This window comes from Allokutzneria sp. A3M-2-11 16 (assembly GCF_024213555.1).
Lineage (GTDB): Bacteria > Actinomycetota > Actinomycetes > Mycobacteriales > Pseudonocardiaceae > Allokutzneria.
The window spans coordinates 3,642,069-3,669,052 of record NZ_JANAVO010000001.1 but is presented as its reverse complement, the minus strand read 5'-3'; the positions used below and the strand labels follow the sequence as shown (position 1 = coordinate 3,669,052).

Annotated in this window: 27 protein-coding genes and 1 other RNA gene; 6 read left to right on the top strand and 22 right to left on the bottom strand. The window is 70.8% G+C overall.

All coding sequences use genetic code 11. From position 1 onward, the window contains the following. Positions 1-15 precede the first annotated feature (15 nt). Complete coding sequence (gene glnA / locus NLX83_RS18115) at positions 16-1,359, bottom strand: type I glutamate--ammonia ligase (protein WP_254236019.1); 1,344 nt, start codon at positions 1,357-1,359, stop codon at positions 16-18. 33 nt (positions 1,360-1,392) lie between these two features. Then, complete coding sequence (locus NLX83_RS18110; protein ID WP_254236018.1) at positions 1,393-2,979, bottom strand: alpha/beta hydrolase; 1,587 nt, start codon at positions 2,977-2,979, stop codon at positions 1,393-1,395. Between the two features lie 82 nt (positions 2,980-3,061). Between NLX83_RS18110 and NLX83_RS18105 the strand changes: the two genes are divergently transcribed. From NLX83_RS18105 to panB, 3 genes are all read left to right on the top strand, one after another. Next, positions 3,062-4,780 (top strand): NAD+ synthase, encoded by a 1,719-nt coding sequence (locus tag NLX83_RS18105; RefSeq protein ID WP_254236017.1) that lies wholly within the window; start codon positions 3,062-3,064, stop codon positions 4,778-4,780. A 60-nt stretch (positions 4,781-4,840) separates the two neighbouring features. Continuing rightward, positions 4,841-5,236: a hypothetical protein gene (locus NLX83_RS18100; RefSeq protein WP_254236016.1), complete on the top strand. Its 396-nt coding sequence runs from the start codon at positions 4,841-4,843 to the stop codon at positions 5,234-5,236. A gap of 112 nt (positions 5,237-5,348) precedes the next feature. Further along, entirely contained in the window at positions 5,349-6,203 is an 855-nt protein-coding gene (panB, locus tag NLX83_RS18095; protein WP_254236015.1) for a 3-methyl-2-oxobutanoate hydroxymethyltransferase, read from the top strand. 25 nt (positions 6,204-6,228) lie between these two features. Here the strand turns inward: panB and NLX83_RS18090 are convergent, their stop codons facing one another. The 12 genes from NLX83_RS18090 to NLX83_RS18035 are packed head-to-tail and all read right to left on the bottom strand — an operon-like array spanning position 6,229 to position 18,313. Continuing rightward, complete coding sequence (locus NLX83_RS18090) at positions 6,229-7,194, bottom strand: glutathione S-transferase family protein (RefSeq protein ID WP_254236014.1); 966 nt, start codon at positions 7,192-7,194, stop codon at positions 6,229-6,231. A gap of 20 nt (positions 7,195-7,214) precedes the next feature. Continuing rightward, on the bottom strand, positions 7,215-7,988 hold the full coding sequence (locus NLX83_RS18085) for a helical backbone metal receptor (RefSeq protein WP_254236013.1): 774 nt from the start codon (positions 7,986-7,988) through the stop codon (positions 7,215-7,217). A gap of 24 nt (positions 7,989-8,012) precedes the next feature. Further along, positions 8,013-8,684, bottom strand: a complete 672-nt coding sequence (npdG, locus tag NLX83_RS18080; protein ID WP_254236012.1) for an NADPH-dependent F420 reductase — start codon at positions 8,682-8,684, stop codon at positions 8,013-8,015. A 21-nt stretch (positions 8,685-8,705) separates the two neighbouring features. After that, complete coding sequence (locus tag NLX83_RS18075) at positions 8,706-10,118, bottom strand: RNB domain-containing ribonuclease (RefSeq protein ID WP_254236011.1); 1,413 nt, start codon at positions 10,116-10,118, stop codon at positions 8,706-8,708. A gap of 39 nt (positions 10,119-10,157) precedes the next feature. Continuing rightward, the gene (locus NLX83_RS18070) at positions 10,158-10,352 is read right to left on the bottom strand and encodes a hypothetical protein (RefSeq protein ID WP_254236010.1); all 195 of its coding nucleotides are present in this window, start codon (positions 10,350-10,352) and stop codon (positions 10,158-10,160) included. 51 nt (positions 10,353-10,403) lie between these two features. After that, positions 10,404-10,994 carry a hypothetical protein gene (locus NLX83_RS18065; protein WP_308209318.1) on the bottom strand — a complete coding sequence of 197 codons (591 nt, stop codon included), beginning with the start codon at positions 10,992-10,994 and terminating at the stop codon, positions 10,404-10,406. Between the two features lie 28 nt (positions 10,995-11,022). Next, a complete protein-coding gene (locus NLX83_RS18060; protein WP_254236009.1) occupies positions 11,023-11,994 on the bottom strand; it encodes a C40 family peptidase in 972 nt (323 codons plus the stop codon). A gap of 2 nt (positions 11,995-11,996) precedes the next feature. Continuing rightward, positions 11,997-12,587, bottom strand: a complete 591-nt coding sequence (locus NLX83_RS18055; RefSeq protein ID WP_254236008.1) for a hypothetical protein — start codon at positions 12,585-12,587, stop codon at positions 11,997-11,999. 38 nt (positions 12,588-12,625) lie between these two features. Further along, on the bottom strand, positions 12,626-14,569 hold the full coding sequence (locus NLX83_RS18050; RefSeq protein ID WP_254236007.1) for a hypothetical protein: 1,944 nt from the start codon (positions 14,567-14,569) through the stop codon (positions 12,626-12,628). Next, positions 14,566-17,430: an ATP-binding protein gene (locus tag NLX83_RS18045; protein ID WP_254236006.1), complete on the bottom strand. Its 2,865-nt coding sequence runs from the start codon at positions 17,428-17,430 to the stop codon at positions 14,566-14,568. Before NLX83_RS18045 ends, NLX83_RS18050 begins: the two co-directional genes overlap by 4 nt. A gap of 19 nt (positions 17,431-17,449) precedes the next feature. After that, the gene (locus NLX83_RS42265; protein WP_254236005.1) at positions 17,450-18,034 is read right to left on the bottom strand and encodes a hypothetical protein; all 585 of its coding nucleotides are present in this window, start codon (positions 18,032-18,034) and stop codon (positions 17,450-17,452) included. A gap of 6 nt (positions 18,035-18,040) precedes the next feature. Further along, positions 18,041-18,313, bottom strand: a complete 273-nt coding sequence (locus NLX83_RS18035; RefSeq protein ID WP_254236004.1) for a hypothetical protein — start codon at positions 18,311-18,313, stop codon at positions 18,041-18,043. A gap of 440 nt (positions 18,314-18,753) precedes the next feature. Between NLX83_RS18035 and NLX83_RS18030 the strand changes: the two genes are divergently transcribed. Next, entirely contained in the window at positions 18,754-19,134 is a 381-nt protein-coding gene (locus NLX83_RS18030; RefSeq protein WP_254236003.1) for a hypothetical protein, read from the top strand. A 47-nt stretch (positions 19,135-19,181) separates the two neighbouring features. Here the strand turns inward: NLX83_RS18030 and NLX83_RS18025 are convergent, their stop codons facing one another. The 6 genes from NLX83_RS18025 to cobC all read right to left on the bottom strand — a co-directional run bounded on the left by NLX83_RS18025 (position 19,182) and on the right by cobC (position 23,665). Further along, complete coding sequence (locus tag NLX83_RS18025) at positions 19,182-19,442, bottom strand: hypothetical protein (RefSeq protein WP_254236002.1); 261 nt, start codon at positions 19,440-19,442, stop codon at positions 19,182-19,184. Between the two features lie 43 nt (positions 19,443-19,485). Further along, positions 19,486-19,887: RNase P RNA component class A (rnpB, locus tag NLX83_RS18020), an RNA gene on the bottom strand. A gap of 30 nt (positions 19,888-19,917) precedes the next feature. Then, complete coding sequence (locus NLX83_RS18015; RefSeq protein WP_254236001.1) at positions 19,918-21,018, bottom strand: bifunctional RNase H/acid phosphatase; 1,101 nt, start codon at positions 21,016-21,018, stop codon at positions 19,918-19,920. Continuing rightward, positions 21,015-21,749, bottom strand: a complete 735-nt coding sequence (locus tag NLX83_RS18010; RefSeq protein WP_254236000.1) for a zinc ribbon domain-containing protein — start codon at positions 21,747-21,749, stop codon at positions 21,015-21,017. Before NLX83_RS18010 ends, NLX83_RS18015 begins: the two co-directional genes overlap by 4 nt. A gap of 24 nt (positions 21,750-21,773) precedes the next feature. After that, on the bottom strand, positions 21,774-22,589 hold the full coding sequence (locus NLX83_RS18005) for a Nif3-like dinuclear metal center hexameric protein (RefSeq protein WP_254235999.1): 816 nt from the start codon (positions 22,587-22,589) through the stop codon (positions 21,774-21,776). Beyond that, positions 22,586-23,665: an Rv2231c family pyridoxal phosphate-dependent protein CobC gene (gene cobC, locus NLX83_RS18000; protein ID WP_254235998.1), complete on the bottom strand. Its 1,080-nt coding sequence runs from the start codon at positions 23,663-23,665 to the stop codon at positions 22,586-22,588. Before cobC ends, NLX83_RS18005 begins: the two co-directional genes overlap by 4 nt. A 51-nt stretch (positions 23,666-23,716) precedes the next feature. On the opposite strand from cobC, the gene NLX83_RS17995 reads away from it, so the two are divergent. Then, complete coding sequence (locus tag NLX83_RS17995; RefSeq protein WP_254235997.1) at positions 23,717-24,469, top strand: hypothetical protein; 753 nt, start codon at positions 23,717-23,719, stop codon at positions 24,467-24,469. Between the two features lie 121 nt (positions 24,470-24,590). Continuing rightward, positions 24,591-25,781, top strand: coding sequence for a glycosyltransferase 87 family protein (locus NLX83_RS17990; protein ID WP_254235996.1), 1,191 nt, complete (start codon positions 24,591-24,593; stop codon positions 25,779-25,781). A 21-nt stretch (positions 25,782-25,802) separates the two neighbouring features. On the opposite strand, the gene NLX83_RS17985 is transcribed toward NLX83_RS17990, so the two are convergent. Further along, positions 25,803-26,201, bottom strand: coding sequence for an Imm1 family immunity protein (locus tag NLX83_RS17985; protein WP_254235995.1), 399 nt, complete (start codon positions 26,199-26,201; stop codon positions 25,803-25,805). Next, entirely contained in the window at positions 26,198-26,905 is a 708-nt protein-coding gene (locus NLX83_RS17980; RefSeq protein ID WP_254235994.1) for a DddA-like double-stranded DNA deaminase toxin, read from the bottom strand. The genes NLX83_RS17985 and NLX83_RS17980 overlap by 4 nt, the downstream gene beginning before the upstream one ends. Positions 26,906-26,984: the final 79 nt, after the last annotated feature.

Genomic DNA, 26,984 nt, shown 5'->3' with positions numbered 1-26,984 from the left:
ACAGCCTTTCGGGCTTCAGAGCATCGGGAGGTACGTGCCCAGTTCGTACGGCGTCACCTGGCGGCGGTAGTCGTCCCATTCGGAGCGCTTGTTGCGGAGGAAGTAGTCGAAGACCGCCTCGCCGAGGGTCTCCGCGACCAGCTCCGAGCTCTCCATGACCGCCAGCGCTTCGGCGAGGTTGTACGGCAGCGCGTCGTAGCCCGCTGCACGGCGCTCGGCCTCGGTCAGCGACCACACGTTGTCCTCGGTGGGTGGCGGGAGCTCGTAGCCCTCCTGCACGCCCTTGAGCCCCGCGGCGAGGATCACCGCGTAGGCGAGGTACGGGTTGCACGAGGAGTCAGGGCTACGGATCTCGACGCGACGCGAGGACGCCTTGCCGGGCGAGTACATCGGCACGCGCACGAGCGCGGATCGGTTCGCGTGGCCCCAGCACACCGTCGTAGGAGCTTCACCGCCGACGATGAGGCGCTTATAGGAGTTGACCCACTGGTTGGTGACCGCGCTGATCTCACGGGCGTGCTTGAGAAGGCCCGCCACGAACGCCTTGCCGGTCTGCGACAGCTCGTAGGGGTCCTCGCTGTCGTAGAAGGCGTTGCGGTCGCCCTCGAAGAGGCTGAAGTGGGTGTGCATGCCGGAGCCCGCGTGCTGCGAGAACGGCTTCGGCATGAAGGACGCGCGCACGCCCTGGGTGATCGCGACCTCCTTGACCACGTAGCGGAAGGTCATCACGTTGTCGGCCATGGTGAGCGCGTCGGCGTAGCGCAGGTCGATCTCCTGCTGGCCGGGCGAGGCCTCGTGGTGGCTGAACTCCACCGAGATGCCCATCGCCTCCAGCGTCTCGATCGCGTGGCGGCGGAAGTGCGGCGCGGCGTTGTGGCTGGCCTGGTCGAAGTAGCCGCCGCGGTCGGCGGGCTCGGGCGAGGTGCCGTCGCCGGGCAGGTCGCGGAGCAGGTAGAACTCGATCTCCGGGTGCACGTAGCAGGTGAAGCCCGCCTCGCTGGCCCTGGCCAGGGTGCGCCGCAGCACGTGCCGCGGGTCCGACCAGCACGGGGAGCCGTCCGGCATGGAGATGTCGCAGAACATCCGCGCCGAGTAGTGGCTGCCGTCCCCGGTCTCCCACGGCAGCACCTGGAAGGTGGCCGGGTCGGGCTTGGCGACCATGTCGGACTCGTAGACCCGGGCGAAGCCCTCGATCGCGGAGCCGTCGAAGCCGATGCCCTCGGCGAAGGCCCCTTCGAGCTCGGCGGGCGCGACGGCGACCGACTTCAGGAACCCGAGGACGTCGGTGAACCACAGCCGGACGAACCGGATGTCGCGCTCTTCCAGGGTGCGGAGCACGAACTCCTGCTGGCGATCCATGTGGTCACCCTAGATGTCCGGGGCCGCGCGCGATCAACCCGCGCAGCGCGCACCCTCCGCGGGCACCTTCAGATCCACCAGGTAGGCGACGCCGGAGCTGTCCACGCACGGGTTGCCGGACAGGAAGCCGGTGTGCCGCGTGGCGTCCTGGGTGAGCAGGCGCGCGCGGAGCACCCTGGCGAGCTTGATGCCCGCCTCGTGCGGGGTCGCCGGGTCACCGGTGGTGGACACGACGAGCAGCTGCGGCAGACCGGGCAGGTCCGCGCGGAGCGGCTGCGCGGAGACCGGCGCGGGCCAGAAGGCGCACGCGTCGAGATAGCCGACCACGGGAGATCCGTCGTCCAGGAACGGCGCGGCCTGGCGGTAGCGCCGTTCGACATCTGCGCGGACGGCGCGGTCGTTCGTCCTGTTGTCGTCCACACAGCGCACCGCCGCGAACGCGTCGTTGATGTTGGAGTAGCGCCCGTCGCCCCCGCGGCCGTTGTAGTTGTCCGCCAACGACATCAGCACCTCCCCCGCGCCCTTGCTGAGCTGGTTGAGCCCGCTGTTCAGGCTCTCCCACAGGGTCTCGGCGTAGAGGGTCTGGATGACCGCGGTGACCGAGTCGCCGTAGGAGAGCTTGCGGCCGTCCTTCAAGGCGATCGGGTTCTCCGCCAGTGGACGGACGAGGCGTTGGAAGACCTTCGCGGTCTGCGTCGCGTCCGTGCCGAGCGCGCAGTCGGAACGCTGTGCGCACCAGCGGCTGAACGCGTCGAACGCCTTCTGGAACCCGGCGCCCTGTGCGATGAGCTCGTCGTTCGGGTTCTGGTCGGGGTCCACGGCGCCGTCGAGCACCATGGCGCGCACGTTGCCCGGATACGCCTCCGCGTAGACCGTGCCGAGGCGCGTGCCGTAGGAGTACCCGACGTAGGTCAGCTTCTCGTCGCCGAGGGCTGAGCGCATGACGTCGAGGTCCTTGGCGACCTCGCGGCTGCCGATGTTGGCGAGGACGTCGGCGCCGGTCCGCTCCGCGCACTTGGTGGCGTAGTCCTTCTCCTCAGCCTCGGACTTGGCGACGCCTTCCGGCGAGTAGTCCAGGTCGGTGTCCAGGCGCAGCTCGTCGCGCTCGGCGTCGGTGAGGCAGCGCACCTCCGGCTGGCTGGCCCCGATCCCGCGCGGGTCGAAGCCGACCAGGTCGAAGCGCTTGCCCAGCTCGTTGTCCCGGACCTGGCCGACCATCCCGGCCGCCGCGGCCATGCCGGAGGCCCCGGGCCCGCCGGGGTTGATGATCATGGAGCCGAGGCGTCGGCCCTGCTCGCTGGCCGGACGGCGGAGCAGGCCGAGGGTGATGTCGCGGGAGCCGGGCTTGGCGTAGTCCAGCGGCACGGTCAACCGGGCGCACTCGACGGTGCGGCGCTGGAACGCCTCGCGCTGCTCGGAACTGGTCGCGTAGCCGTCGCAGGACTCCCACGTGAGCTTCTGCGCGTAGTAGCGCTCCAGCCCCGCGGGCACCGGCCCGGCCGGGCCGCGCTGCTCCACGCGGGGTTGCTGGGGCTGCGGCGCCGGGGTCGCGGTGCAGCCGGCGAGCAGCACGGCGGACAGCGCCAGCAGGGCGGTCCAGCGTCGTTCCACAACGGACATGCCGTGATCCTGCCAGGAGCTGTGTTGTGCCAGATGCGGCGAAGTTACCCAGGGGGTCTCAAAGTGCGCGAAAATACCCGCTATGGCACAGCTCCGCCTCGCACTCGCCCAGGTCAACGCATGTGTCGGCGATCTCGTCGGCAATTCCAAACTGATCGTGGAATGGACTCGCAAGGCCGTTGACGAGGGCGCGGCGCTGGTTGCGTTCCCGGAGATGGCGCTCACCGGTTACCCCGTGGAGGACCTCGCGCTGCGGAAGTCCTTCGCGGCCGCGTCCCGGGCCGCGCTCGACGAGGTCGCCGGACAGCTCGCCGCGGCGGGCTGCGGGGACGCGCTCGTCGTGGTCGGTTACCTGGACCACGACGAGAAGGGGCCGCGCAACGCCGCGGCGTTCATCCACAACGGCGCGGTGATCGGCAGGCTCGCCAAGCACCACCTGCCCAACTACGGCGTCTTCGACGAGGCGCGGTACTTCGTGCCCGGGACGACGCTGCCCATCGTGCGGCTGCACGGCCTCGACGTGGGCGTGGTGATCTGCGAGGACATCTGGCAGGACGGTGGCCCGGTCGCCGCGCTCGCCGAGGCCGGGGTCGACCTGGTGGTGTGCATCAACGGCTCGCCTTATGAGCGCAACAAGGACGACTCGCGCGGTCCGCTCGTCGGTCGCCGTGCCGCGGAGGCCGGTGCGCCGATGGCCTACGTGAACCTGGTCGGCGGGCAGGACGAGCTGGTCTTCGACGGCGACTCGCTCGTCGCGGCGCCGAACGGGGAGATCCTGGCGCGGGCGCCGCAGTTCGTGGAGCACCTGCTCGTGCACGACTTCGACCTGACGCCGGGCGGTCACGATCGGACGGGCTCGGTCGGCGGTTTCGAGGTCAGCCGGACGGTGGTCAGCTCGGCCCCGGTCGTGCCCTACGAGGCGGTGCCGGGCACGGTCGCCGTACCGCTCAGCGAACTGGCCGAGGTGTGGAACGCGCTGGTCGTGGGCCTGCGCGACTACGTGCGCAAGAACAACTTCCGGTCGGTGGTGTTCGGTTTCTCCGGCGGCATCGACTCCGCCGTGGTGGCCGCGCTGGCCGCGGACGCGCTCGGCGGCGACGCGGTGCACGGCGTCGGCATGCCGTCCGACTACTCCTCCGAGCACTCCCGCACCGACGCCGCCGAGCTGGCGAGACGGATCGGCGCGCACTTCCAGGAGGTGCCGATCGGCAAGCAGGTGGGGGTGTTCGTCTCGCAGCTGGGCCTCACCGGGCTCGCCGAGGAGAACATCCAGGCCCGATGCCGCGGCATGGCGCTGATGGGGCTGTCCAACCAGTACGGGCACCTGGTGCTGGCCACGGGCAACAAGACCGAGCTGGCGGTCGGCTACTCCACCATCTACGGCGACGCGGTCGGCGGGTTCGCGCCGATCAAGGACGTGCCGAAGACCCTGGTGTGGCGGCTGGCGAAGTGGCGCAACGCCGAGGCGGAGCGCAACGGCGAGGTGCCGCCGATCCCGGAGAACTCGATCACCAAGCCGCCGTCGGCCGAGCTGCGCCCCGGTCAGCAGGACAGCGACAGCCTGCCGGACTACGCGCTGCTGGACGCTGTGCTCGACGACTACATCGAGGGCGACAGCGGCTTCGGTGATCTGGTCGCGGCCGGATTCGCGCCGGAGCTGATCGAGCGGGTCCTGCAGATGGTGGACCGCGCCGAGTACAAGCGGCGGCAGTACCCACCGGGCACGAAAATCACCTTCAAGGCTTTCGGCCGCGATCGGCGTCTGCCCATTACGAACGCTTGGCGCGAGCACCGCGTCTGATTCTTTGGGCCTATCCGAAGCGAACTGGCGCTTTGGTGACGATTCACTACATTTGCCGCTATGTCGTTTTCTGTTCTTGCCACCGCCGCTTCGTTCGCGCTTGCCTCCCTCGCGGGTGGCCCGACCGCGGTCGAGACCCAGCACAAGGTCTCGACCGCCACCGCCCATTTCTCCGGCAGCGCCGTCGCGTTCTCCGAGGGCTCGGAGCTGAAGTACCGGGTGACCGGCAAGCTCAAGCTGGTGTGCGAGACCGGCGACACCAAGGCCACCGCCCGGTTCGAGCACGGTTCACCGTTCGCGCACACCGCCGAGGTGAGCTGTGCGGCGGGCAAGGACGTCCTGGACGTCGACGTGACCGGCAAGCTGCTGGCCAACCGCAAGCTCGCCGTGCGACTGGGCGTGTGGAACTTCAAGACCAGCTGGGGCGGCGACAAGACCTACGTCCTCGGCATGTGAAGCCCGTCGCAGAGGTTCGCGGGAGCGCACGGCGCGTGTCACCCTGATTCGGACATCATCCGCACACCCAGGGACCAGCCTTTCCGGCGGCCTTGAGGGAGGACGGTCAACGATGACCAGCCCGGTTGAGGAAAGCGCCCCGTACGGCGCCGGAAGTACCGCGAAGCCCGCGCGACGGGTTCGTGTCCACCACCTTCGTGAACTCAAGCAGCGCGGTGAGCCGTGGCCGATGCTCACCGCCTACGACATGTTCAGCGCCAAGATCTTCGACGACGCCGGGATTCCGGTGCTGCTCGTCGGGGACTCCGCGGCGAACACGGTGTTCGGCTACTCCAGTTCGCTGCCGGTCAGCGTCGAGGAGCTGATGCCGCTCGTGCGGGCGGTGACCCGGTCGGTGCGCAAGGCGCTCGTGGTCGCCGACCTGCCGTTCGGCTCGTACCAGATCTCGCCGGAACAGGCGCTCACCACGGCCGTGCGGTTCATGAAGGACGGCCAGGCGCACGCGGTGAAACTGGAGGGCGGCAGGCGGTTCGCCCCGCACGTCGAAGCGATCACCGCCGCCGGCGTCCCGGTCATGGGCCACATCGGTTTCACCCCGCAGAGCGAGCACAACCTCGGCGGCTACCGGGTGCAGGGCCGGGGCGACGCCGGTGACGACCTCGTCGCCGACGCGCTCGCGCTGCAGGAGGCCGGGGCCTTCGCGGTGGTGCTGGAGATGGTGCCCGCGGAGGTCGCCAAGCGGATCACCGCCGAGCTCGCCATCCCGACCGTGGGCATCGGCGCCGGATCGGACTGCGACGCGCAGGTGCTGGTGTGGCAGGACATGGCCGGGATGAACCAGGGCAAGGCACCGCGCTTCGTCAAGCGCTACGCCGACCTCGCCGGGGCGCTGTCCCAGGCGGCGGGCCAGTTCGCGGCCGAGGTGCGCGGCGGCGAGTTCCCCGGCCCGGAGCACGCCTTCCACTGACACCCTTCATCACTGACGCGAGGCACTACCTCGGCGGCGTCCCCGCTCCGAAGGGGCTGCCGCCGAGGGCTTCCCTGCCGTGCGGCTCGTACCAGGCTCCGCGGTCCGGGCCCTTGGGCACGATGAGGCTCGGGTTCAGCTGGTGGTGGGTGGCGTAGTAGTGCCGCTTGATGTGGTCGAAGTCGACCGTCTCGCCGAACCCGGGCGTGGTGAACAGGTCCCGCGCGTAGGCCCACAGCACCGGCATCTCGGTGAGCTTGTGCCGATTGGTCTTGAAGTGCCCGTGGTAGACCGCGTCGAAGCGGACGAGCGTGGTGAACAGCCGGATGTCGGCCTCGGTGATCGTGTCGCCGACGAGGTAGCGCTGGTCGGACAGGCGGGCGCTGAGCGCGTCCAGCCGCGCGAACAACGCGGTGTAGGCCAGGTCGTACGCCTGCTGCGAGGTCGCGAACCCGCAGCGGTACACGCCGTTGTTCACGTCGCGGTAGACCTCCGCGTTGATCGCGTCGATCTCCTCGCGCAGCGTCTCCGGGTACAGGTTCGGTGCGCCGTCGCGGTGAAAAGCCCTCCACTGCAAGGAAAAGTCGATGGTGATCTGCGGGTAGTCGTTGGTCACGACCGTGCCGCTCGGCACGTCGACGATGCTCGGCACGGTGAAGCGACCCGCGAACCCGGGATCGGTCGCCAGGTACGCCTCGGACAGGAAACCTATGCCCAGCACGGGATCGCGGTCGTTCTCGTCGAGGGTGAACCGCCAGCCCTTCTCGTCGCGGATCGGATCGACGACGCCGAGGGAGAGGGCGTCTTCAAGACCGAGCAACCGGCGGACGATCACCGCGCGGTGCGCCCACGGACAGGCCAGCGAGACCACCAGCCGGTAGCGACCCGCTTCCGTGGGCCACTCCGGGGAGCCGATGCGGTCGGTGAAGCGGTTCGCCTGGCGAACCCACTCACCGCGTTGGGTCTCAGAACCGAACTGCGCTGTCGCCATGAATTCGACGATAGGTCGGTTCAGGCTTGATCGGTGGGACGCGGACTCAGTGCGGCGGCGAGTTCGGCGTGCGCGGCCACCAACGACGGGCCGTACCAGGTCAGGAACCTGCCGTTGACCAGCACGGATCTGGTTCCGGGAAAGGCTTCCGGGCCATCGTCGGCGGTGAACTCGTACGGCTCGTCGGGCAGCACGACCAGATCCGCGTCCACCGCTTGGAGCTCGTCGAGCTTGGGGCGCGGATAGCGCTCCTCGTGCTCGGCGTAGGCGTTGGCGACGCCGAGCCTGCGGAGCACATCGCCCGCGAACGTGTCCCGGCCGACCACGATCCACGGCTTGCGCCACACCGGCACGACCGCGGTCGCGGTGACGGGCGGCAGCTCGCGGTTCCACAGGCGCTCCGCCTCGCGCAGCCACTCCGGCTCGGCGAGGTCGAACGCCTCCCCCAGCAACCTGCGGATCGAGGCGAGCGCCGCGGGCACGGTCGCGGGGGCCTCAGTCACCCACACCGGCACTCCGGCCTCGCGCAGCGCCGCGACCTCTTCGGGACGGTTCTCCTCGGAGTTCGCCACCACGAGATCCGGGCTCACCGCCAGGACCTCGCTGACCTTCGGGTACTTCGAGCCGCCGATCCTGGGCAGGTCCAGGTCAGCGGGATGCGTGCAGTAGTCCGTGACGCCGACGAGCGCGTCACGGGTGTCCGCGGCCAGCACCTCGGTCAGCGAGGGCACCAGCGACACGACCCGCCGAGGCCGCTCACGCAGCTCGACGAGCGCCCCCAGATCGTCTTTCAACGCAGCCGTCTTTTCGCTGGCATGTCAGACGTCGGTGATCCGGATGCCCGCGTGCGCCTTGTAGCGCTTGTTGATCGCGATCAGGTTCGCGGTGAGCGCCTCGACCTGACCGGCGTTGCGCAGGCGGCCACCGAAGACCCCGCGCATGCCGGGGACCAGGTCGGCGAGGGCCCGGACGGTGCCAGTGGCCTCGCGGTCGTCACCGAGCACCAGCACGTCGATGTCGACCTCCGCCACCTCCGGGTCGGCCAGCAGCACCGCGGAGACGTGGTGGAACGCGGCGGTGACCCTGGACTCCGGCAGCAACGCCGCGGCCTGCTGCGCCGCGCTGCCCTCCTCGACCGCCAGGGCGTAGGGGCCCTGCTTGTCGAAGCCCAGCGGGTTGACGCAGTCGATGACGATCTTCCCGGCCAGCGCCTCGCGGAGCGGCTCCAGGGTCTTCGCGTGGGCGTCCCACGGCACGGCGACCAGCACGATGTCCGCGGTCTCCGCGCAGGAGGCGTTGTCGGCGCCGGTGACGTCGCCGCCGGTGGACCCGGCCAGCTCCGCCGCGGCCGTTTCGGCGCGGGCGGCGTCGCGGGAGCCGATGACGACCTTCACCCCCGCCTTGGCCCAGCGGTAGGCAAGGCCTCTGCCCTGCGCTCCGGTGCCGCCGAACACCCCGACGGTCAGCGAACGCACATCGGCTTCAGTCACTTCGTTGTCCTTCCGAGAAAACTAGGCGGCTTCGAAGACCACCCGGCGGGTGGCCGGGTCGACCTCCAGCAGCCTCGCCATGATCCGCTGGCCCTCGACCAGCCCGTCGCCCCGGCACTTGCCGAGCACGGGCGGGTCGAGCAGGAACACGGTTCCACCGCTGTCCCCATTGGTGCGCAACACCACGGCCGGGAAAAGTCTTCCGACCTGACCGGCCAGCGTCCACGTCTCGGCCTGGTCGATGCAGGCCCGCTCCACCTGGGCGGCCAACCGGTCGGAGCTCTCCATGGCCGCGGGCAGCTCCGGCAGCGCCTCGCGGACCCAGTCCGGGACCTCCCGGCCCGCGGTCACCGCGAGGCAGACCTCCGTGGCGAAGCGGTCGACCAACCGCCGCAGCGGCGCCGTGACGTGCGAGTACGGCGCCCCGATGCCCGCGTGGCCGCGCACGTGCGGGGGTGCTCCGTCGAAGGCGGTGTAGCCCGCCCCGCGCAGCAGCCGGGTGGCGTCGTCGAGCAGCGCCATCGTGGCGGGGCTGGCCGGGTCGAGGCCGATCAGCAGGCTCGCGGCATCGGCGTCCTCGGCCCAGTCGATGCCCAGCGCGGCGGCGGAGCGGCGCAGCTCCACCACGGCCTGCTCCGGCGCGTCCGGCAGCGTCCGCAGCACGCCGATGTTCGCCTCGGTCATGATCTGCGCCGCGCACATTCCGGTGAGCAGCGAGATCTCCGCGTTCCAGGTCTCGACGTCCAGTCTGGGCCGGACCACCACGCGCCAGCCGCCGTTGCCGTCCGAAGCGACCTGCTGCTCGGGCAGTTCGAGTTCGATCGCGCCACGGGCAGCGGCCGCCTTGCGGCGGAGTTTGCCCAGCTCAGGAAGGGCAGCGATGGAAGGGTGCGGGGTTCCCGCCGCGATCGCGGCCTGCACACCCGCGTAGTCGAGCCTGGCCACCGAGCGCACCAGCGCCCTGCGCAGCTCCACGCGGATCGGCTCGGCGTCGGAGTCCAGGTCGATGGTCCAGAGCACCGCCGCCCGCACTTCGGCTGGCAGCAGGCTGGACGCGCCCTCGGAGAGCACTCGCGGGTGCAGCGGGATGGCGCCGTCCGGCAGGTAGAACGTTTGCCCGCGCCTGCGGACCTCCGCGTCCAGCGCGCCGCCGGGACGCACGGTCACGCCCAGGTCGGCGATGGCGTAGTGAACCCGGAACCCGGAGCCGAGGCGCTCGATCAGCACCGCCTGGTCCAGGTCGCGGCTGCCGACCGGGTCGACCGTCACCAGTGGCAGGTCCGTGGCGTCCACGCGGTCGACGCCGTCCGGCACCCCCGCGGCCCGTTCGGCCTCGGCCAGGGCGGCGGCGGGGAAGGGACCGGGCAACGGGAACTCGGCGCGGATGACGGCGAAGGCCGACTCCGGGTGGTCGCCGCTCGCCGCACTCAGCACAGGCAGAGCCTAACCGCGCCCGGCGCGGGTCGGTTGGTCCTAGTCCTCGTCATCGGCCCACGCCCGGTCCTGGTCGTCGGCCCGCTCCGTGCGCTGCCGGGCGATCTCCAGCGCGCGCTCCGCCGTCGCCCTGTCCGGGTACGGTCCCATCCGGTTGGCACCGCGACAGGTCTTGCCCTGCTCGGCCGTGTGGTGCTTCAGGCAGAAGTACCAGGCGTGCTCCGCGTCCACCATGGACCGAGCCTGACATGCGTGATCGGACATGTCACGCGTCCGGCAAGGTGATCAGCGGCCTGCGCTCCACGGGGGCATCGGCTGACCGTGCGGTGGGGTGCCCGGCGGCTGCTGCTGGCTGTTGGGGGGCTGGGCGTGCCGCGGCGGCTGCTGCACCGGGTGCGGACCCGTGTGCATGCCGCCGTTCTGCGGCACCGGCGGCAGCGGGTTCGGCGCGGGTGGCACGTGCCCCGCCTGCTGCCGGGGAATCGGGTCGAGGCAGGAGACCAGCACCCGCTTGTTCTCCGGGTCGGCGATCCGCTCGCCTGTGCGCTCGCGGTACACCAGGTCCCCGGTGACGTCGATCTCCGCGAACACCCCGACCTCGGCGAGCTGTTCCTCGTCCAGGTCGACCAGCCGCTCGTACCGAGAGGGCACCACCTTGTAGACCGGCCAGCGCAGGTGGCCGAACGCCTGGTGGAACTCGGCCATCAGGTGCGCCATCTGCTGTTGCCAGGGCAACGGCATGGACTCGGCGAGCGAACGCGGCAGCACGGCGTAGCCGGAGTCCACCCCGTGCCTGGCGCCGTTGAGGTAGTCCCGCAACGGCGTCGAGGACGCCGGTGGTCCCGCGGGCCGCGGAATCGGCTCGTTGTTGTACATCCCTGCCCCTCCCAAGTCCCCGCGCGCGTCAGGCCGTCGGCCGGACCACGTAGTCCAGCAGTCCCGGATACCGGTCGACGGTGACCCTGCGGACATCCTTGCCGCTGTACGGCGCCTCCACCATCTCACCGTTACCCAGGTACATGGCCACGTGATGGATCGTCGCGGGGTTGCGCGTGTCGTAGGCCCAGAACAACAGATCACCCGGCTGGGCTTGGGACCGGGGGATGTAGGCGCCCGCCTTCCACTGGTCGCGGGACACCCGGGGCAGGTTCACCCCGGCCTTGCGGTAGGCGATCAGCATCAGGCCCGAGCAGTCGTAGGAACCCGGGCCGGTCGCCCCCCACACGTACGGCTTGCCGATCTCGCCGAGCGCGAAGGCGATCGCCGCCTGGGCCACCGTGGACGGCGCGGGCAGCGTCTCGCAGCTGGCGGGCTCGACGTCGCCGGCGAGCTGGCTGATCAGGAAGATCGCCATCGACTCCCAGCGGTGGTAGCGCAGCGGGAACGCCGAGCGCTCGACCCGCTGCGCGGCATCGCCGGGCCGCATGTCCTCCCAGTTCGGGATGCGTTCGAGCGTGTCGTAGAACCAGGTGATCTGCCACGGGATGCTCATCCGGTCCGACAGCGGCCCGTGCATCCCGCGGATCTGGAAGATGCCGACGGAGTCCCGGTCGCCGTAGTTCAGGTTGCGCAGCCCGGACTCCGTGCGGCCCGCCTGGATGGCGATCTGCCACGCCTTGGCCGGCAGGTTCCGCTGCTTGCCCATGGAGATGATCATCGCGACGATCTGCCGCGACTCGTCGCCGAGCTTGGCGGCGTCGGACTCGCCCTGCGCCGCGCCGGAGGCCGACCAGTTGCCGCCGAACTCCGTCGGCGCGCAGTAGGACAGCCCGCTCTGCTGTTTGCCCGCGCCGCCGAGCAGCGCGGAGACCACGGCGATCGCCATGATCGTGCCGATGGCCGTGATCGCCAGAAACACGGGGACGACACGCCTCATGGCTACTCCACCGGTGTGTAGTAGGACACCCGCCAGCCCTGCTCGGGCACGCGGATGACGTAGAGCTTGATCGCGCCCTTGTCGGTCGGCACCGTCACCTCCACCGAGCTCGTCGTCGAGTTCCCCGCAGTCGGCTTACCGGTCACAGCGGTCGCGGGCACGTTGGCGGGATCGACCGTGCCGAGCACGGCCATCTGCTCCTCCGTGCTGTGCGGGCGCAACGCGGCGAGCCACTGCTGCGCCGTGATGCCGTCGGGATGGGTCACGAACGCCTTCGTCCACGCCTCCGCCACCGTCAGCGCCTCCGCGGCGGGCGCGGCGGGCACCGGGGCGGCCAGCGGGTTGGTGGTGATCCTCGGCGCGGTCGACGACGACCCCGGCGTCGATCCACCGCCGTTCGACGGGCGCGAGGTGCTCGTCTGCGCCTGCGGCAGGTCCTGCTCGGGGGGCGGGTCCGGTAACAGCAGACCGACCCCGGTCGCGGCCGCCACCACGATGACGAGGGAGATGACGAAGTGCGTCGGCGAACGCAGGGGCCAGCCCCACAGCCGGCGGTAGACCGCGGTGCGGCCCCGGTTGGTGCGGATCGGCATCGGCGACTACCTCCTCTCAGCTCTCGGGCTCGTTGTTCTCATCGGGACTCACCGTCGCGGAGCTCCAGCCCCCGCGACGGCCGGTAAACCACCCATACCGGACGTCCGGCGACGGTTTCCATGTCGGAGCGGCGTGAACTCGACATCGATCCGGTCGACATCGCGCTGGGCGAGGCGTCCAACCGCGAGGGCACCACCACGGCGTCCTCCCCGGTCCGGTCCCAGCTCCGGTCGAACACCGAGGCCGTGTCCACGATCCGGCTCCGCGCCGCGGGCAGGGCCGCCCGGTTCGCGCCCAGCGCACCGCCCCCCGCCTCGTGCAGCCGCTGCGCCACCGCGGGCAGCACCCGCCCGTCGGCTCCGACGACCGTGCCCTGCACCGTGGCCGCCAATGAACCCCGCGCCCCGCGCCCACCCGCGTAGGCCGCCTCCGGCCGGTCCCGGTACCCCTTGCGGCGCCCCTCGACGTTCTGGTCCGGGTCCATGCCGCGGACCTCGTCCCAGAAGTCGTCCTGCGGCGTCCGCTGCCCGGCGCGCCTGCCCCGGAACCGGGAGAGGAAGCCGGGCGGGGAGGCGGGCAGCGTGCTGCCGACCGCCCCGACGGAGAGCTCCACCATCTGCCACATCCGCCGCAGCGGTTTGCCCACCAGGAACAGCACCAGCGTGACCAAGCCCGCCAGTGCGATCTGGGCCAGCATGGAAAGTCCGCGGCCCGGGTTGAAGATCCAAACCAGGACCATCGTGTGCAGGCCGGCCAGCGCGGCGATGACAATGACGTTGAGCAGGGTCGCGCCCACGGCGCGCCCGATGTTGCGCAGGATGTTGTGGTTGATCATCGCGATCAGGCCGATGAGCGGCCCGGCGAGGATCGCGACGCGCAACAGCACCTGCCCCATCAAGATCGCCAGCTTGGCGAGGAGCTGAAAGAGCGAGAAACAGATCGCCTGGAGCAGCGACAGGAAGCCCGCACCCATCCGGCTGCCGTCAACGCCCTGGAAATATCCGTAGGCGCTGCCGAGCTTCGTCGCAATCTCCTTGAAGGCAGCTTTCTTCGGGTCTGGAGAGCCGCGGTCGAGACCGGCGATCCTGTCCTGCTTGGTCCATGACTGAGCGGCGAGAAGCGGTCGGGCGTACTGCTCTGCCTCGGGTGCGTCGGCAGCGCCGAACTCGCCCCGCTTCCAGTTCTGGAAGACGACCTGGTCGTGCAGGACCGTGGGTACGGCGTTGTTGGCGCCGATACCCACCTCGCGCAGGAAGCCCGCCTGCACCTGCGTCGTGCCCGCGATCAGGATGCCGTCCAACGCCTCCGTGTAGATCAGCGGCGTCAGATAGGTCGCGGCGGCCAACCACACGCCGGCGAGCGCCCACAGTCCGCGCTTTCCGATCGCCGCCAGGTCACCTTTCCAGATGTAGCGGAACAAGAAGACCGCGAGCAGCAGCGCCAGCAAACCGAACAGCGGCGTGTACACGGAGTCGTACAACGCCACCGTGCCGTTCTTGACCAACTCGTCCAGCGGCCACATCGACTCGCCCTTGACGAGCAGGTTGTGCAACCCGTTGGTGGCGGCGACGATGTTCTTGCTGACGTTGAAGAGCTGGTTGCCGACCCAGGTGTCGATCGTGGCGTTGGGGCTGGTGATCCCTTCCGGGCCACAACCCAGGTCATAGGTGTGCCACACGAGGCCGGCGTAACCGAACTCGTCATAAACGGAGCCCGGTTGCCCTGTTCCCGGCAACGCCGGGTCGAGGACGCCGACCATGCCCGCGCCGGGGCGTTCCGGGTTGGGGGCCTGGGCGCAGCTGGAGGTCTGGGCCATCGCCGGGGCGCCGAAGACGGCCTGCATGCCGACGATGGCGAAGACGACCAGCAGCGCCCGCCTGCGCGCGGCCGGGCGCGGGGCGGAGTCGAGCCGCCGGCGTCGGGCACGCCGCCGCGCCACGATGAGCGCGACGGCGAGCGCCAGCACCACCAGGGTGCTCATGCGGCGCTGTCCCGCCCGACACGGCTCCTGCCGCCCCTGTCGTCAGTCCCGTCCGGTCGTGGGTCGAAGTCGTCGGAGTCCAGGCCGACCTCGTCGAGGGCGGCCTCCAGTTCGGCGTCCAAGTAGTCCTCCCCGGCCAGGTCCGGAACGGCCGCGTCGATCCGCGCCTGGGCCGCGTCCTGGGCCCGCACGGCCGCCGCGGACTTCACCGCGTCGCCGCGGACCGCGTCCGGCGTGGTGTCCATCGCCCCGCGCAGGTGCGCGAGGTGCGGGCCGCCGAAGTCGATCCGGATGCGCTCGACCCCGCCCGCGCCGTCGCCGAAGATGAACTGGCGCGGGGACTGGTCGCGTTCGGTGGCGCTGCGCACTCCGCCCGGCCTGCGCCCGAGGCTGGCCACGACCTGCTCGTAGCCCGCGCCGACGGGCACCTTGAGCAGTCGCAACGCGTCGGCCTGGGCGTTCTCGTCGTCGAGGCGGCCGACGAAGACGGAGTCCAGCAGCGAGACGAAACCCTGGATCTTCAGGAAGTCGGCGGGGATCTGGGAGGACAGCAGCACCCGGACGTTCCACTTGCGGGAGTCGCGGGCGAAGCGGTTCATCAGCACCCGGCCTGTCGGCACCTCGGAGAGGAAGAACGCCTCGTCGATCCAGACGCCCTTGCGCATGTCCTTGGGCCGCTCGTAGATCGAGCGCTGGGTGAGCCACGCGGCGAGGTTGAGCATCTCCACGCCGAGGGACTCCGCGTCGGTCCAGTGCTCGCGGCCGACCGCCTCCTTCGGCAGGGTCAGCCCGGCCATGGTGAGCACGGTGAACCGGTCGTCGCGGGTCTCGGAGTAGGGGTCGGCGTCGTGCTCGGGGATGAGCAGCGACATCCGTTCCCGCATCTCGTCGAGGAAGTCCGCGACCACGGTGGCGTGCTCGTGGTGCTCGGAGGCGTCGCGGCGCAGCGCGTCGAAGACCATGCTCGGGTTGGCGTTGGGCCGGCCGCCGACGGTGCGGACCGCGCGCAGCAGCACGATCCTGGTCTGCGGCATCCGCGAGACCTCGTAGGGCAGCAGGCCGGTCAGCACGTCCAGCACGAGGCGGCGGCGGGTGGCGGCGGCGAGCGCCTTCTCCCGGCGCCACGAGCGCTCGGGGTCCTCCTCGTCGAGGAAGTGGTCCAGCTGCGGCTCGGCCACCACCCGGTACGGGTTGAGGATGCCGGGCTGGGCGTTGAGCAGGTTGATCGGCCGCGCGTAGGGCCGCAGCTCCGGCATGTCGCACAGCTTCGCCAGCGGGCCGGAGGGGTCCAGCACCGTCCAGTACGCCCCGGCGCGCAGCGTCTTGTAGACGATGCCGCCGCCGAGGAAGGACTTGCCGCCACCGAGCCCGGCGACCATCGCGGTCAGGCCCGAGGCGTCGCGGATCTCCTGGGCCATCCACGGGTCCCACGCCACCGGGCGGCGGGTCGCGGTGCAGGTCTCGCCGAGCAGGATGCCGCGCCGGTCACCGACCTCCGCGGTCGCGGTGGGCACGGCGGAGGCGGCCCAGATCACCGAGCCCCTGCGCAGGTAGGCGGCCGAGGCCAGCGGTTCGCCCGGGATGAACTCCCTGGCCATCGCGTACTGGGCCTCGGGGTGCTCCACGGCGATCTTCGGCTTGTACAGCTCGACCAGCTGCTGGGCCAGCCGCAGCGCGTCGCGCTCGGTGTTGCCGGACACCGCCAGCCGCCACCACGAGCGGACCCGGGTGGCCAGCGCGGTGAAGCCGGAGGTCATCTCGTCGTCGATCTCCAGCACCCGCGCGGCCTGCCGGGCCAACGACTGCGGCGGCTCCAGCTCGTGCTCGTCGGTGTAGTGCCGGACCTGCGAGCGGACCTTGTTCATCTGCCGTTGCAGCTCGCCAGTGACGTCCTCGGGTTTGCGCACGTAGATGCGGGCCGACCACTCCACGGACGCGGGCAGCCGATCCGAGCGCTGCACCCACGGGTCGTCGATCTCCGGGATCTGCAGGCCGTGCATCATCCCGACGGTGAGCACCACGACGTTCTTCGTGGTGCCCGCGTTGGAGCCGGTGCGGCCGCGCACGGTGACCGTGGGCGCGTAGGGCTCCTGGTGGAAGTCGGCGGCGTCGGTGAAGGAGGCCAGGTCCTCCGGCTCCCACTCGGCGGCGGGCACGGCGGGCAGGTTGCGCGGCGCGGGCAGGCCCAGCGAGCACGAGCGGTGCATCAGCCAGGACATCTCCTCGGCCGTGACCGGGCGGCCCTCCAGGCCCGCGGAGCCGATCACCTGGTCCAGGTGCTCGACCTCGCTGTCCAGCGCGACCAGCTCGGCGTCGACGGCCTCCGGGAAGATCTTGCGCAGCACCGGGGCGGCCCGCTCGACGGCGCGGTCCATCACGTTGCGGGTCTGCACCTGGACGCCGAGGTAGACCTCCTTCTCCGCCATGGAGCGGCCCATCAGCTGCTGCTGCTCGCCGACCATGTAGTCGTCGAAGGACAGCGCGCCCGCCGTGTCCGGCAGCCTGCCGACCGCGTTGTGCACGTGCGCCTCGGCCCACATCCGGATCGGGTACGGCCGGTTGGTCACCCGCAGGTGCAGCCACCGGCCCTGGAGCTCGGCGTACTGCCCGGCGATCGCGTGGATCAGGTCCTGGCGCTGCGAGTCGGAGCGGAACGACCAGCGCTGCGGCGAGAGCCGGTACCAGGCGTAGACGTCCTGGCTGGTGCGCAGCAGGTGGCCGTCGATGCTGCGCGCCGAGATGGACGGCGTGTAGGTCGGCACCGACTGCTCACCGGGCAGTCTGCGACCTCTCTTGCTGTGCGCCCGCTGGTCGGCTTTGCCGCGCGCGCCCTGGCGGTGGTGACGGGTCGACCCGTCCATGCCGGAGCTGCGGTCATGGTTACGCCGGCGACGAAACACCGGGTACCTCCTTGCTGCGGGTTCGGCGCGGCCTCCTGCGGCCCCCCGAGTTCTGCGCTGCCTGTGCTTGCTGTGCCTGCTGCGGGCCCGCGGCGCGGGCCGAGGACCGGGAACCGGCCGACTGGCGCCGGGCGGTGCCGTTCCTGGCGGCAGCCTTCTTGGACTTCTTGGCGGCCTTCTTCGCCGCCCGTTTGCTCTTCGGGCGCGGCCGCTCCGAGCGCACCCGGATCCTCGCGGCGCTGGACGCCCCGCCCCGCCCGGAACCGGTCTGCCGGGGCGCGGTGAGCTCGCGCACCCACATGGCGGCGACCGCGCCGAGCGGCCGCTCCTGGTTGATCCGGGAACAGATCATCCTGGTGAGCAGGATGGTGATCACCACGGCCCACGCGGTGGAGAAGAAGCTGAACCCGAAGCCGATCCGCCGTTCGATGACGGTGACCAGCAAGAACATGCTGATGCCGACGCCCCAGGCCACGTACCGGGCCCGCCACGGGAAGGTGGCGCGCGGCGGCCCGAGCCACACGGCGTCGATGCGGTAGACCTCGTCGTCGGTGCGGATGCGCACTCCCGATCACCCGGTGAACAGCTGGGCGATCCACTTGCCGATGTTCACACCGGCGCCGCTGACCGCAAGACCGACGATGGCCAGCGCCACGATCACGCCGCCGAGGCGGCGCATCACACCCGCGTTGTCCCCCCGGCCACCGCCGAGCCAGAGCAGCAGGATGGCGACGACGAGCAGGAGCAGAGGGAGGAGGTTGCTCTGGATCCAGCCCTGGATCCCGGAGGTCTGGATCTGCTGCGCGCCCTGGGCCAGCAGTTCCATGGTCGTTGTGGTGTTCATTGTCCCTACTCCCGAGTACGAGGAGCTCTGCTCGATCACGAGTCCGGGCCTGGTTCGCGGTCCCGGCGAGTCCTACGAGTACAACATGCCGCCATCACGAGGTGTACTGGCTAGAGTGCCGTGCGTCGAGCACGAAGAGGTTGAAGAGCCCGAAATACGTCCAATCCGACCACACACATCATCGTGTGGAGGCTCCCGGCGGTGAACAACCGACGCGGCTTTGTCCCGCTTGCCGCAACGTTTCACCCGGCTGCGAACACAACGGTGACGGATCGTGCGCGGACCGGACGGGGTAAGGATTTGCTTGCGCACACTTCACGGTGTGCGGAAGTCTGTGGAACGCGTACCCGCAAGCCTGTCCTCGGGGTTGAAGCCCATGGGGCGTCGATCTGGCGTAACCCGGCGCGGAGACCAGCAAGCGAACTCGAAGGAGTCCGCCGATGACCCAGTCCACCGAGCCCTCGGCCGGCGTTGCCGAGCAGGACATCGCTGAGCGCGAAGCCGACCGCGGCGCCACCGGACGTGGTGACGATCAGGTTACCGGCACTGTCCAGGCGGGCCCGCGCAGGGTTCAGCGCACCGTCAACTTCGAACGGACCGTGCTGGAGCGCGCCCGGGCGGCCGCGACCTACCTGGCCGCCTACGAACCGCAGGCCGGTGTGCGCAGCCTGGCCGACATCGTCAACCCCGCGGTCGAGGCGCGGGTGGCGGAGTTAGAAGCGGAGTTCAACGACGGCAAGCCCTTCCGCCCGGTCTACCGGATGCCCGCGGGACGCCCCGCCCGCAACGTCCCCCGTCCGGAGCAACGCGAGCACGACTAGCCCGGCACCGCCGAAAGCCGGATTCCCCCGAACGGCCGTGAGCCACTTCACTGTCGGTGATTGTCCGCCTGGTCCCGCATCCGGCCGATGAGCACCGCGAGGAGCCAGCCGAGCCCGGCGAACAGGGCCGCCGCCACCAGCTGCCCCGGCTGCCCGAACGCGGCGGCGAACTCGTCGACCAGCAGCAGGCCCGCGCCGATGGCCAGCGCGATCGGCAGGAACTGCGCCCTCGGCATCGCCTTGACCAGCGGAAGCAGGAAGGCGATGGTGATCAGCGCCTGCCCGAGCAGGGTCAGCACCCAGTCCACGCCAGCGCCCTTTCATTTTCCTGTTCCCGGTTCACCGGGACGAGGGATGAGTCGGCCTGTAAGCCGGATCCTGTTCCGGGACGCCTCGCGGCGTTCCCTTCGGCGGCCATCCATCTAGGCCCGCCGTCGCCGACGGGCTCGTGCGGCCTACCCGCGAGCTCGGGCGGGCAGCCCTCAAGCACTCGCGCAGACCCCTCGCGGGGTCTTCTTGGCCTTGCTCCAGGTGGGGTTTACCGAGCCATCCCGGTCACCCGGGATGCTGGTGGTCTCTTACACCACCGTTTCACCCTTACCCGGTCCGCTCGCGCGTCCGGGCGGTCTGTTCTCTGTGGCACTGTCCCGTGGGTCGCCCCAGGTTGCCGTTGACAACCACCCTGCCCTGCGGAGTCCGGACTTTCCTCGGCGGCGGGGTCGCCCCCGCCGACGCGGCCGCCCGGCCGACTCATCCGCGCACCAGCCTACGCACCCGCCCTGATCACCCCAGGTGCGAGGTGTCGTTGACCAGCCGCACCGAGGCGTGCCCGTCGGGGTAGAACTCCGCGACCGAGACCGACGCCAGGTCCAGGTGCAGCCGGAACAGCAGCGACGGGCCCACGTCCAGCGCCATCCGCAGCAGCGCCTTGATCGGGGTGACGTGGCTGACCACCACGATCGTCGAGCCGCCGTACCGGGCGATCAGGTCGTCCCGGCAGCGGCGCACGCGGCGGTGCACCGCGTCGAAGCTCTCCCCGCCGCCCGGCGGGGCGATCGAGGTGTCGGCCAGCCAGGAGCGGTGCAGGTCGGGGTCGCGCTCGGCGGCCTCGGCGAAGGTCAGCCCCTCCCAGGAGCCGAAATCGGTCTCGATCAGCCCGTCGAGCGCGACCGGCTCGACGCCGAGGGCGTCCGCGACGCCGCGCGCCGTGTGCGCGGCCCTGGACAGCGGGGAGCTGACCACGGCGGCGACATCGGTGAGCTTGCCCAGCCGTTGCGCGGCCGCGGCGGCTTGGCGCTGGCCCTCCTCGGTCAGCTGGGCGTCACCGCGCCCGGAGTAGCGGCGCTCCACCGACAGCGGGGTCTGGCCGTGCCGGAGCAGGATCAGCCTGGTCGGGACGCCGGTCGCGCCGGTCCACGACGGCGGCGCGGCGGGCTTCTCCCGCGCGGCGGGCTTCTCCTGCGGGGCGGCCTTGCCCGCCTGGGCGTCCATGGCGACGTTGGCCAGTCGGTCGGCGCGCTTGTTCCGCTCGCGCGGGATCCAGGTCCACTGGACCCGGTCGAAGCTCGTGACCAGCTGTTTCGCCTCGGCGGCCAGCGGCTGCATCGACGGGTGCTTGACCTTCCAGCGCCCGGCCATCTGCTCGATGACCAGCTTGGAGTCCATCCGGACCTCGACGGCCTCGGCACCGAGGTCGACCGCGGCGGTGAGCCCGGCGATCAGGCCCTGGTACTCGGCGACGTTGTTGGTGGCGACGCCGATGCCCGCGGAGCGCTCCGCCAGCACCTCGCCCGTCGCGGCGTCGAGGACGACGGCGCCGTAACCGGCGGGGCCGGGATTGCCCCGGGAACCGCCGTCGGCTTCGACGATGACGCGGGTGGTCACAGACCGGACTCCGGGGTCCTGACCAGGATCGCGCCGCACTCCTCGCACCGGGCGATCTCGTCGGCGGCGGCCGTGCGCAGGTCGCTGATCGCGGTCCGGTCGAGTTCGAGGCGGCAGGCCCCGCACCGGCGAGCGCGCAGCAGGGCGGCGCCGGTGCCCTTGTTGGCGCGGATGCGCTCGTAGAGGGTGACGAGTTCGGTCGGCAGCTCGGTGAGCACGGTCTTGCGACGGTCACCGGAGCGCGCCTCGGTGGTCTCCAGGTCGGCGAACGCCTGGTCGCGGCGGCTCTGCGCGTCCGAGAGCTTCTCCTCGGCGGTGGCCAGCTCGCCCTTGGCGAAGATCACGTCCTGCTCGACGGCCTCGCGCCGCTCCATCAGCTCCAGCGACTCGTCCTCCAGCACGCCCTGGCGCCGCTTGAGCGTCTCCAGCTCGTGGTTGAGGTTCTCCGCCTGCTTGGTGGGCACGCCGTCGTCGAGGAGCTTGCGGTCGCGGTCGCTGCGCGCGCGGACCTGGTCGATCTCGGTCTCCAGGCGCTTCACGTCCCGGTTCAGGTCGCCCAGGGTGGTCTCGGCGGCGACCACCGCGTCGCGCTTGGCCCGCAGCACCTGCTCCGCCTCGGCGATCTCGGCGAGCTCCGGCAGGTTCCGCCTGCGGTGGGCGACGCGGTCGAGCTCGGTGTCGACCTCGGCGAGGTCGAGGAGGCGGCGCTGGACGGCGGGTGCTGCTTTCACGAGGTGCTCCCCCAAATGGAGTTGTCAGGACGCTGAGAGGGTCCAGGGATCAGTGCGGCGCGTGGAGACGTGGACTTGGACGTTACCGCCGAAGGCATCGCGGATAACACGCGCCGCCTGCTCGCACCACGGCCACTCGCTCGCCCAGTGCGAGACGTCGACCAGCGCGGGCAGATCCGCGCCCTTTTCCAGGTGTTCACCGGCCGGGTGGTGACGGAGGTCCGCGGTGACATAGGCATCCGCCCCAGACCGCGTCGCCACGCCGAGCATCGAGTCGCCAGCGCCACCGCAGACCGCCACGCGCTTGATCATCCGCTCGGGGTCGCCCGCGGCGCGGACTCCCCACGCGGTGGCGGGCAGCGCCTTGGCAACGCGGCGGACGAACTCCGCGAAGGGCGCCGCCTCGGGCAGCTCGCCGACGCGGCCGAGGCCCGTCGTGGGCGCGTCCGGCTTGGGTTCGAGGGGGATCGTGCCGACCAGGCCGAGCGCGTCGGCCAGCGCGTCGGAGACCCCTGGGTCGGCGGAGTCGGCGTTGGTGTGGGCGCAGTACAGCGCCGAGCCCGCGCGGATCAGGCGGTGGATCAGCTTGCCCTTGGGGTCGTCGGCGGGCACCCCGTGCACCCCGCGCAGCAGCAGGGGGTGGTGGGCCAGCACCAGGTCGGCGCCCAGCTCCAGCGCTTCGTCCACAGTGGACTCGACGGGGTCCACGCAGACGAGCACGGACCGCACCGGCTCGGTCCGGTCGCCGCAGACGAGCCCGACGGCGTCCCAGGATTCGGCGAGCGCGGGCGGGTAGGCCCGCTCCAGGGCGGTGATCACCTCGGCGAGGGTGGCGCTCAAGGGGTGGTCTCCTCTAGTAGTTCGCGCAGCGCGGCGAGCAGTGGGGCGGACTGGTCCGGGGCGCGCACGGCGACGCGCAGGTGGTCCGGGGTGAGACCGGGGAAGGTATCGGCGCGGCGCACCGCGAAACCCTTGGTGCGCAACCGTTCCCGCAGCACGGAAGCTCCGGGGACGTGCAGCAGCAGGAACGGTGCGCGGGCGGGCTCGGCCACGGTCACACCGGGCAGTTCGCCGAGCGCCTTGGCGAACCGGGCCCGGTGCTCTTCAAGTGCGCGCGCAACGGCTTCCGCCTCGGCAACGGCGCCCGGCTCGCAACACGCGCGGACGGCTTCGAGCACGAGCGCGTTGACCGGCCACTGTGGACGGCGCAGGCCCAGCCGCGCGAGCAGTTCCGGTGCGCCGAGGGCGTATCCGGCGCGCAGGCCGGGCAGGGACCACGTCTTGGTCAGGCTGCGCAGGACGAGCAGACCGGGCGTGGTGTCCCCGGCCAGCGATTCGGGCTCGCCGGGGATGGTGTCGGCGAACGCCTCGTCCACCACGAGCACGCGTCCAGGGCGTGCGAGCGCGCGCACCGCGTCGGCTGGGTGCAGCACGGACGTCGGGTTGGTCGGGTTGCCGATCACGACGAGATCGGCTTCGTCGGGAACCTCCGCGGACGCCAGCGTGTGATCGTCCAGCAGCACCCGCACGACCGGCACGTCCGCGTCGGTCAGGGCGACCTCGGGCTCCGTGAAGGACGGGTGGATCACCGCGGCCAGACGAGGCTTCAGCGCGGGGAGCAACGCGAATCCCTCAGCGGCCCCGTTGAGCACCATGACCTCGTCGGGGCGGCGGCTGTGGCGCGCGGCGGCACTGGCCCTCGCGTCGGCGTCGTCCTGAGCGCTCGGGTAGCGGCCGAGCTTGTCAAGAGCGGCGACGAGACGATCGCGGAGCCACCGCGGCGGCCGATCGGCGCGCACGTTGACGGCGAAGTCGGCCAGCCCCGGCTGGGCCTCGACATCGCCGTGGTGGCGCAGCGCCGCCCGGTCCACATCCATGCTCGATCCCGCAAGCGGATCTTCGGTGTTCCCGCTCATCAGCGCGGAAGTCTATGCATCCACCCCGGCGCGGCACGGAGACTGGGCGGTGTGGACTTGCGGGGGACGGTGCGCGAACTCGTCACGCTGGACTGCGCGCACGGGGCGGCCGGGATCGCCGACCTCGCGCTGCGCCGCTTCGCCGAGGCTCGGCGGGCTGTGACATGGGAGCTGCGCGAGGCGACGGCGGAGCTCGGTGAGCTGTGCGGCTGGCTGCTCTTCGATTCGGAGCGGCACCGCGAGGCACGACGGGTCAACCGCGCCGCGTTGGAGTTCGCCGACCTGCCGATGCGGTGGTTCATCCTGTCCAACCAGGCGCAGGCTTCCGTCCACATTGGACTGGATCGCGAAGGGTTGCGGATCGCCGAGGGCATGCTCGCCACCGACCTGCCGCCGCGGGTCGCCGCGCTGTTCCGGGTGCGGCGGGCGAGGGCGCTGGCGGCGCTCGGCGCGCCGGGTGAGGCGGAGCGGGAGTTCGCCCGCGCCCGGAGCGCGTTCCTCGACGGGATCGGCGCGCGCGATCCGTCCTGGACGTGGTGGATCACCGAGCGCGAGCTTTCCTGGCACGAGGGCATGATGCGCGCCGAATGGGGCCGGGGAATCGAGGAGCTGGCCGATTCCTACGAGTCCGGCGACAGCAACCCCCGATCCCGATTCGTGTACGGCGCGCACTTGGCGGAGGCATTGGCGCGCGTTCGGTCACGGGAAGCCGAGCGGATCGCGGGCGAGGTCGTTCCGTTCGTGGGCGTGGTCGGCTCCGTCCGCGCGGAACGAGCACTTGAGCGGTCCGGGTGGTGGAAATGACTTCTCCCCGTCAGGGTCGCGCCCGCTGAATATCCGGGACTTCCCGGATCATGCGGGAGCGCGGCTGCCCGAAGCTGGAAGTCGCCGAAGCCGCCCCCAATTCAAAGGCGAATTCCTCTTCATGTCTCGCGCTTTCACCATCCTCGTCTACGTCGCCGGACTCGCCATGGCGGTCAGGACCATCTCGGGCTTCGCCATCGACCTCGGCGTCTACCGCGCGGGCGGGCAGGCCGTGCTCGACGGCGCGCCGATGTACGAGAACGAGCTGTTCGCGGGACTGCTGTTCACCTACACCCCGTTCGCCGCCCTGATCTTCGTGCCACTCGCGCTGCTGCCGATGATCGCTGCGCAGTCGCTGGTGGCACTGGGGAACTACGCGCTGCTGACGTACTCGCTGACGCGGTCGTGGCAGGCTCTCGACAAGCGGAAGGCCCTCGCGCTCGCGCTGCTGATGGCCGCACCCCTGCTGCTCACCGAAGCGGTGCGGGTGACCCATTCGATCGGCCAGGTGAACCTGGCGCTGCTCGCGCTCGTGCTGTGGGACCTGCTCCGCGACGATTCGCGGCGCACCAAGGGAATCGGGGTCGGCATCGCGGCGGGCATCAAGCTCACGCCGCTGTTCTTCGTCGCCTACCTCGTCATCACCCGGCGATTCCGCGCGGCCGCCACCGCGATGGCCGGATTCGTCGGCACCATCGCGGTCGGATTCCTGTTGCTGCCCAAGGATTCGACGCGGTTCTGGTTCGGCGGGACCTTCGCCGACGCCGCCCGCGTTTTCCCGGACGTCGCGGCCGTGCACAACCAGTCGCTGCGCGGAATGGTGCTGCGTGCTTTCGGTGGCCTCTCGCCCGAGACCCAGGATTTGTGGATCGTGCTGGCGGCCGTGGTCACGATCGGCACGCTCGCCCTGGCCGCGTGGGCCAGCCAGCGCGGTGAAGAACTGCTCGCGGTGACCCTGTGCGGCTTGTGCGCCGCGACCGTGTCGCCGTGGTCGTGGGGGCACCACTGGGTGTGGATCGTCCCGCTCGCCGCGATCGTGGTGCGGAAGTCGTGGTGGGTGCTGGCGCCGCTGCTCGCGCTGACGTTCCCGAAGCTGCACGCGCTCGCCGCGCCCAACCCCGGCGTCACCGAACCGCCCGTGCTCCAGGGCAACCCGCTCGCGTTCCTCCTCGGCAACATCTACGTGATCATCTTTGCCGCGACCGTGGTCGCCGCGATCGTGCACCTGCTACGACGGGACGACATCGGGTCGTCGAGTCGCCCGGAGGGGATGGACGTCGTCCCGTGGAAGGCTCTGGAACCCTCGGTCTGACCGACGGCGTCGTTCTTGAGGTCAGGCGGGCTGCCAGTCGATGCAGGTCGGCCGCCGCGCGGTCCGGTGGTACTCCAGCAGCGCCTGACGCAGCTGAGCCAAGGCGATTTCCGAGTCCGCGGGGAAATCCAGATCGGCGTAGTACACCTCGGTGTCGCCGTCGCGGGCGGGAGCGCCTCGGCTGAACCAGGCTCCGCCCTCGTCCGTGTAATAGATCGCGCCCCGATCCTGCCCGGTCCGCATGCCGAAAATGATCTCCGAGGACAGCGGCGCGCCGGGGGTCGGCTGGTCCTGGATCGTCGCGCCGTACTCGGCCAGCCGCTGCTCCAGCAGTCGATCGACGACCTCGGCGGTGACCGGCTCCCACCGCTCCTCCAGCTCCCCGTCGACCAGCGTGCGGTAGGAGACCTCGACGCTCATTCCTCAGTGACCCCCGTGTACTCGAAGCGGCGCCCGCCTTGCGTGATCACGGTCAATGTTGCACCGGGTGGCAGAAACTCCACCAGCTTCTCCTGAGGGCGCTTCACCCCGCACGGCAACCGGTCGATCACGATCGTCTCGTTGCTCAGGCCGTGCGCGCGCATGCGCATCGCGAACTGGATTTCCACGTGGTGGGTCAGGCCCAGCGTGGCCCGGCCCGGGGCCATTCCCCGGGCAAGGGTGAACTCCTTGGCAGCGGCTGCCCAAGCGGTGTTCCGCCCGCTCTTGAGGGGGTAGGCGATCCCCACCTCGTCCACCCACCATCCCAGGGGCGCCGCGCCTGGCTCCCCGGGAGCCAGGCGTTGCCGATGGTGCTCCAGCAGCCGGGCCCGCTCGGCGACCGACACTTTCACCGGCGGCGCCGCTGACGTTCTATCCGCATCCCCGCCAAGACCCGCGACCCAGGACTCCACCCGCACCGGGAGCTGGCCCAGAACAAGTCGAACGGCGCTCAGATCGTCCTTGGCACTCTCCAGCAACACATGGACTTCCTCGCAGGCGGCATCCCGGCTGCCCGCGGTGGTGTGGTGCCAGACGGTCGCAACCTCGTCGATGGCGTCCTCCGCAGCGTCAACGAGGTTGTCGGGCAGCATCGCGACCGCGGCACGCGCCGCGGCAATCACCCGCTCCCGAATCGATGACACGGCTTCGACCCTGCCGAGATCCGGGCAATCGAGGGCTGGTTCGGCAGCGCTACACCTGATGGGAGGAGAGAGCCACGAC

Coding starts and splice junctions, on each gene's coding strand:
- NLX83_RS18045 (WP_254236006.1), bottom strand. CDS start 17,430: ATGGACGGGTCGACCCGTCACCACCGCCAGGGCGCGCGCGGCAAAGCC.
- NLX83_RS18090 (WP_254236014.1), bottom strand. CDS start 7,194: ATGGCGACAGCGCAGTTCGGTTCTGAGACCCAACGCGGTGAGTGGGTT.
- cobC (WP_254235998.1), bottom strand. CDS start 23,665: ATGAGCGGGAACACCGAAGATCCGCTTGCGGGATCGAGCATGGATGTG.
- glnA (WP_254236019.1), bottom strand. CDS start 1,359: ATGGATCGCCAGCAGGAGTTCGTGCTCCGCACCCTGGAAGAGCGCGAC.
- NLX83_RS18030 (WP_254236003.1), top strand. CDS start 18,754: ATGACCCAGTCCACCGAGCCCTCGGCCGGCGTTGCCGAGCAGGACATC.
- NLX83_RS18035 (WP_254236004.1), bottom strand. CDS start 18,313: ATGAACACCACAACGACCATGGAACTGCTGGCCCAGGGCGCGCAGCAG.
- NLX83_RS18065 (WP_308209318.1), bottom strand. CDS start 10,994: ATGTACAACAACGAGCCGATTCCGCGGCCCGCGGGACCACCGGCGTCC.
- NLX83_RS18100 (WP_254236016.1), top strand. CDS start 4,841: ATGTCGTTTTCTGTTCTTGCCACCGCCGCTTCGTTCGCGCTTGCCTCC.
- NLX83_RS17985 (WP_254235995.1), bottom strand. CDS start 26,201: ATGAGCGTCGAGGTCTCCTACCGCACGCTGGTCGACGGGGAGCTGGAG.
- NLX83_RS18050 (WP_254236007.1), bottom strand. CDS start 14,569: ATGAGCACCCTGGTGGTGCTGGCGCTCGCCGTCGCGCTCATCGTGGCG.
- NLX83_RS18055 (WP_254236008.1), bottom strand. CDS start 12,587: ATGCCGATCCGCACCAACCGGGGCCGCACCGCGGTCTACCGCCGGCTG.
- panB (WP_254236015.1), top strand. CDS start 5,349: ATGACCAGCCCGGTTGAGGAAAGCGCCCCGTACGGCGCCGGAAGTACC.
- NLX83_RS18110 (WP_254236018.1), bottom strand. CDS start 2,979: ATGTCCGTTGTGGAACGACGCTGGACCGCCCTGCTGGCGCTGTCCGCC.
- NLX83_RS18105 (WP_254236017.1), top strand. CDS start 3,062: ATGGCACAGCTCCGCCTCGCACTCGCCCAGGTCAACGCATGTGTCGGC.
- NLX83_RS18070 (WP_254236010.1), bottom strand. CDS start 10,352: ATGGTGGACGCGGAGCACGCCTGGTACTTCTGCCTGAAGCACCACACG.
- NLX83_RS18060 (WP_254236009.1), bottom strand. CDS start 11,994: ATGAGGCGTGTCGTCCCCGTGTTTCTGGCGATCACGGCCATCGGCACG.
- NLX83_RS17990 (WP_254235996.1), top strand. CDS start 24,591: ATGTCTCGCGCTTTCACCATCCTCGTCTACGTCGCCGGACTCGCCATG.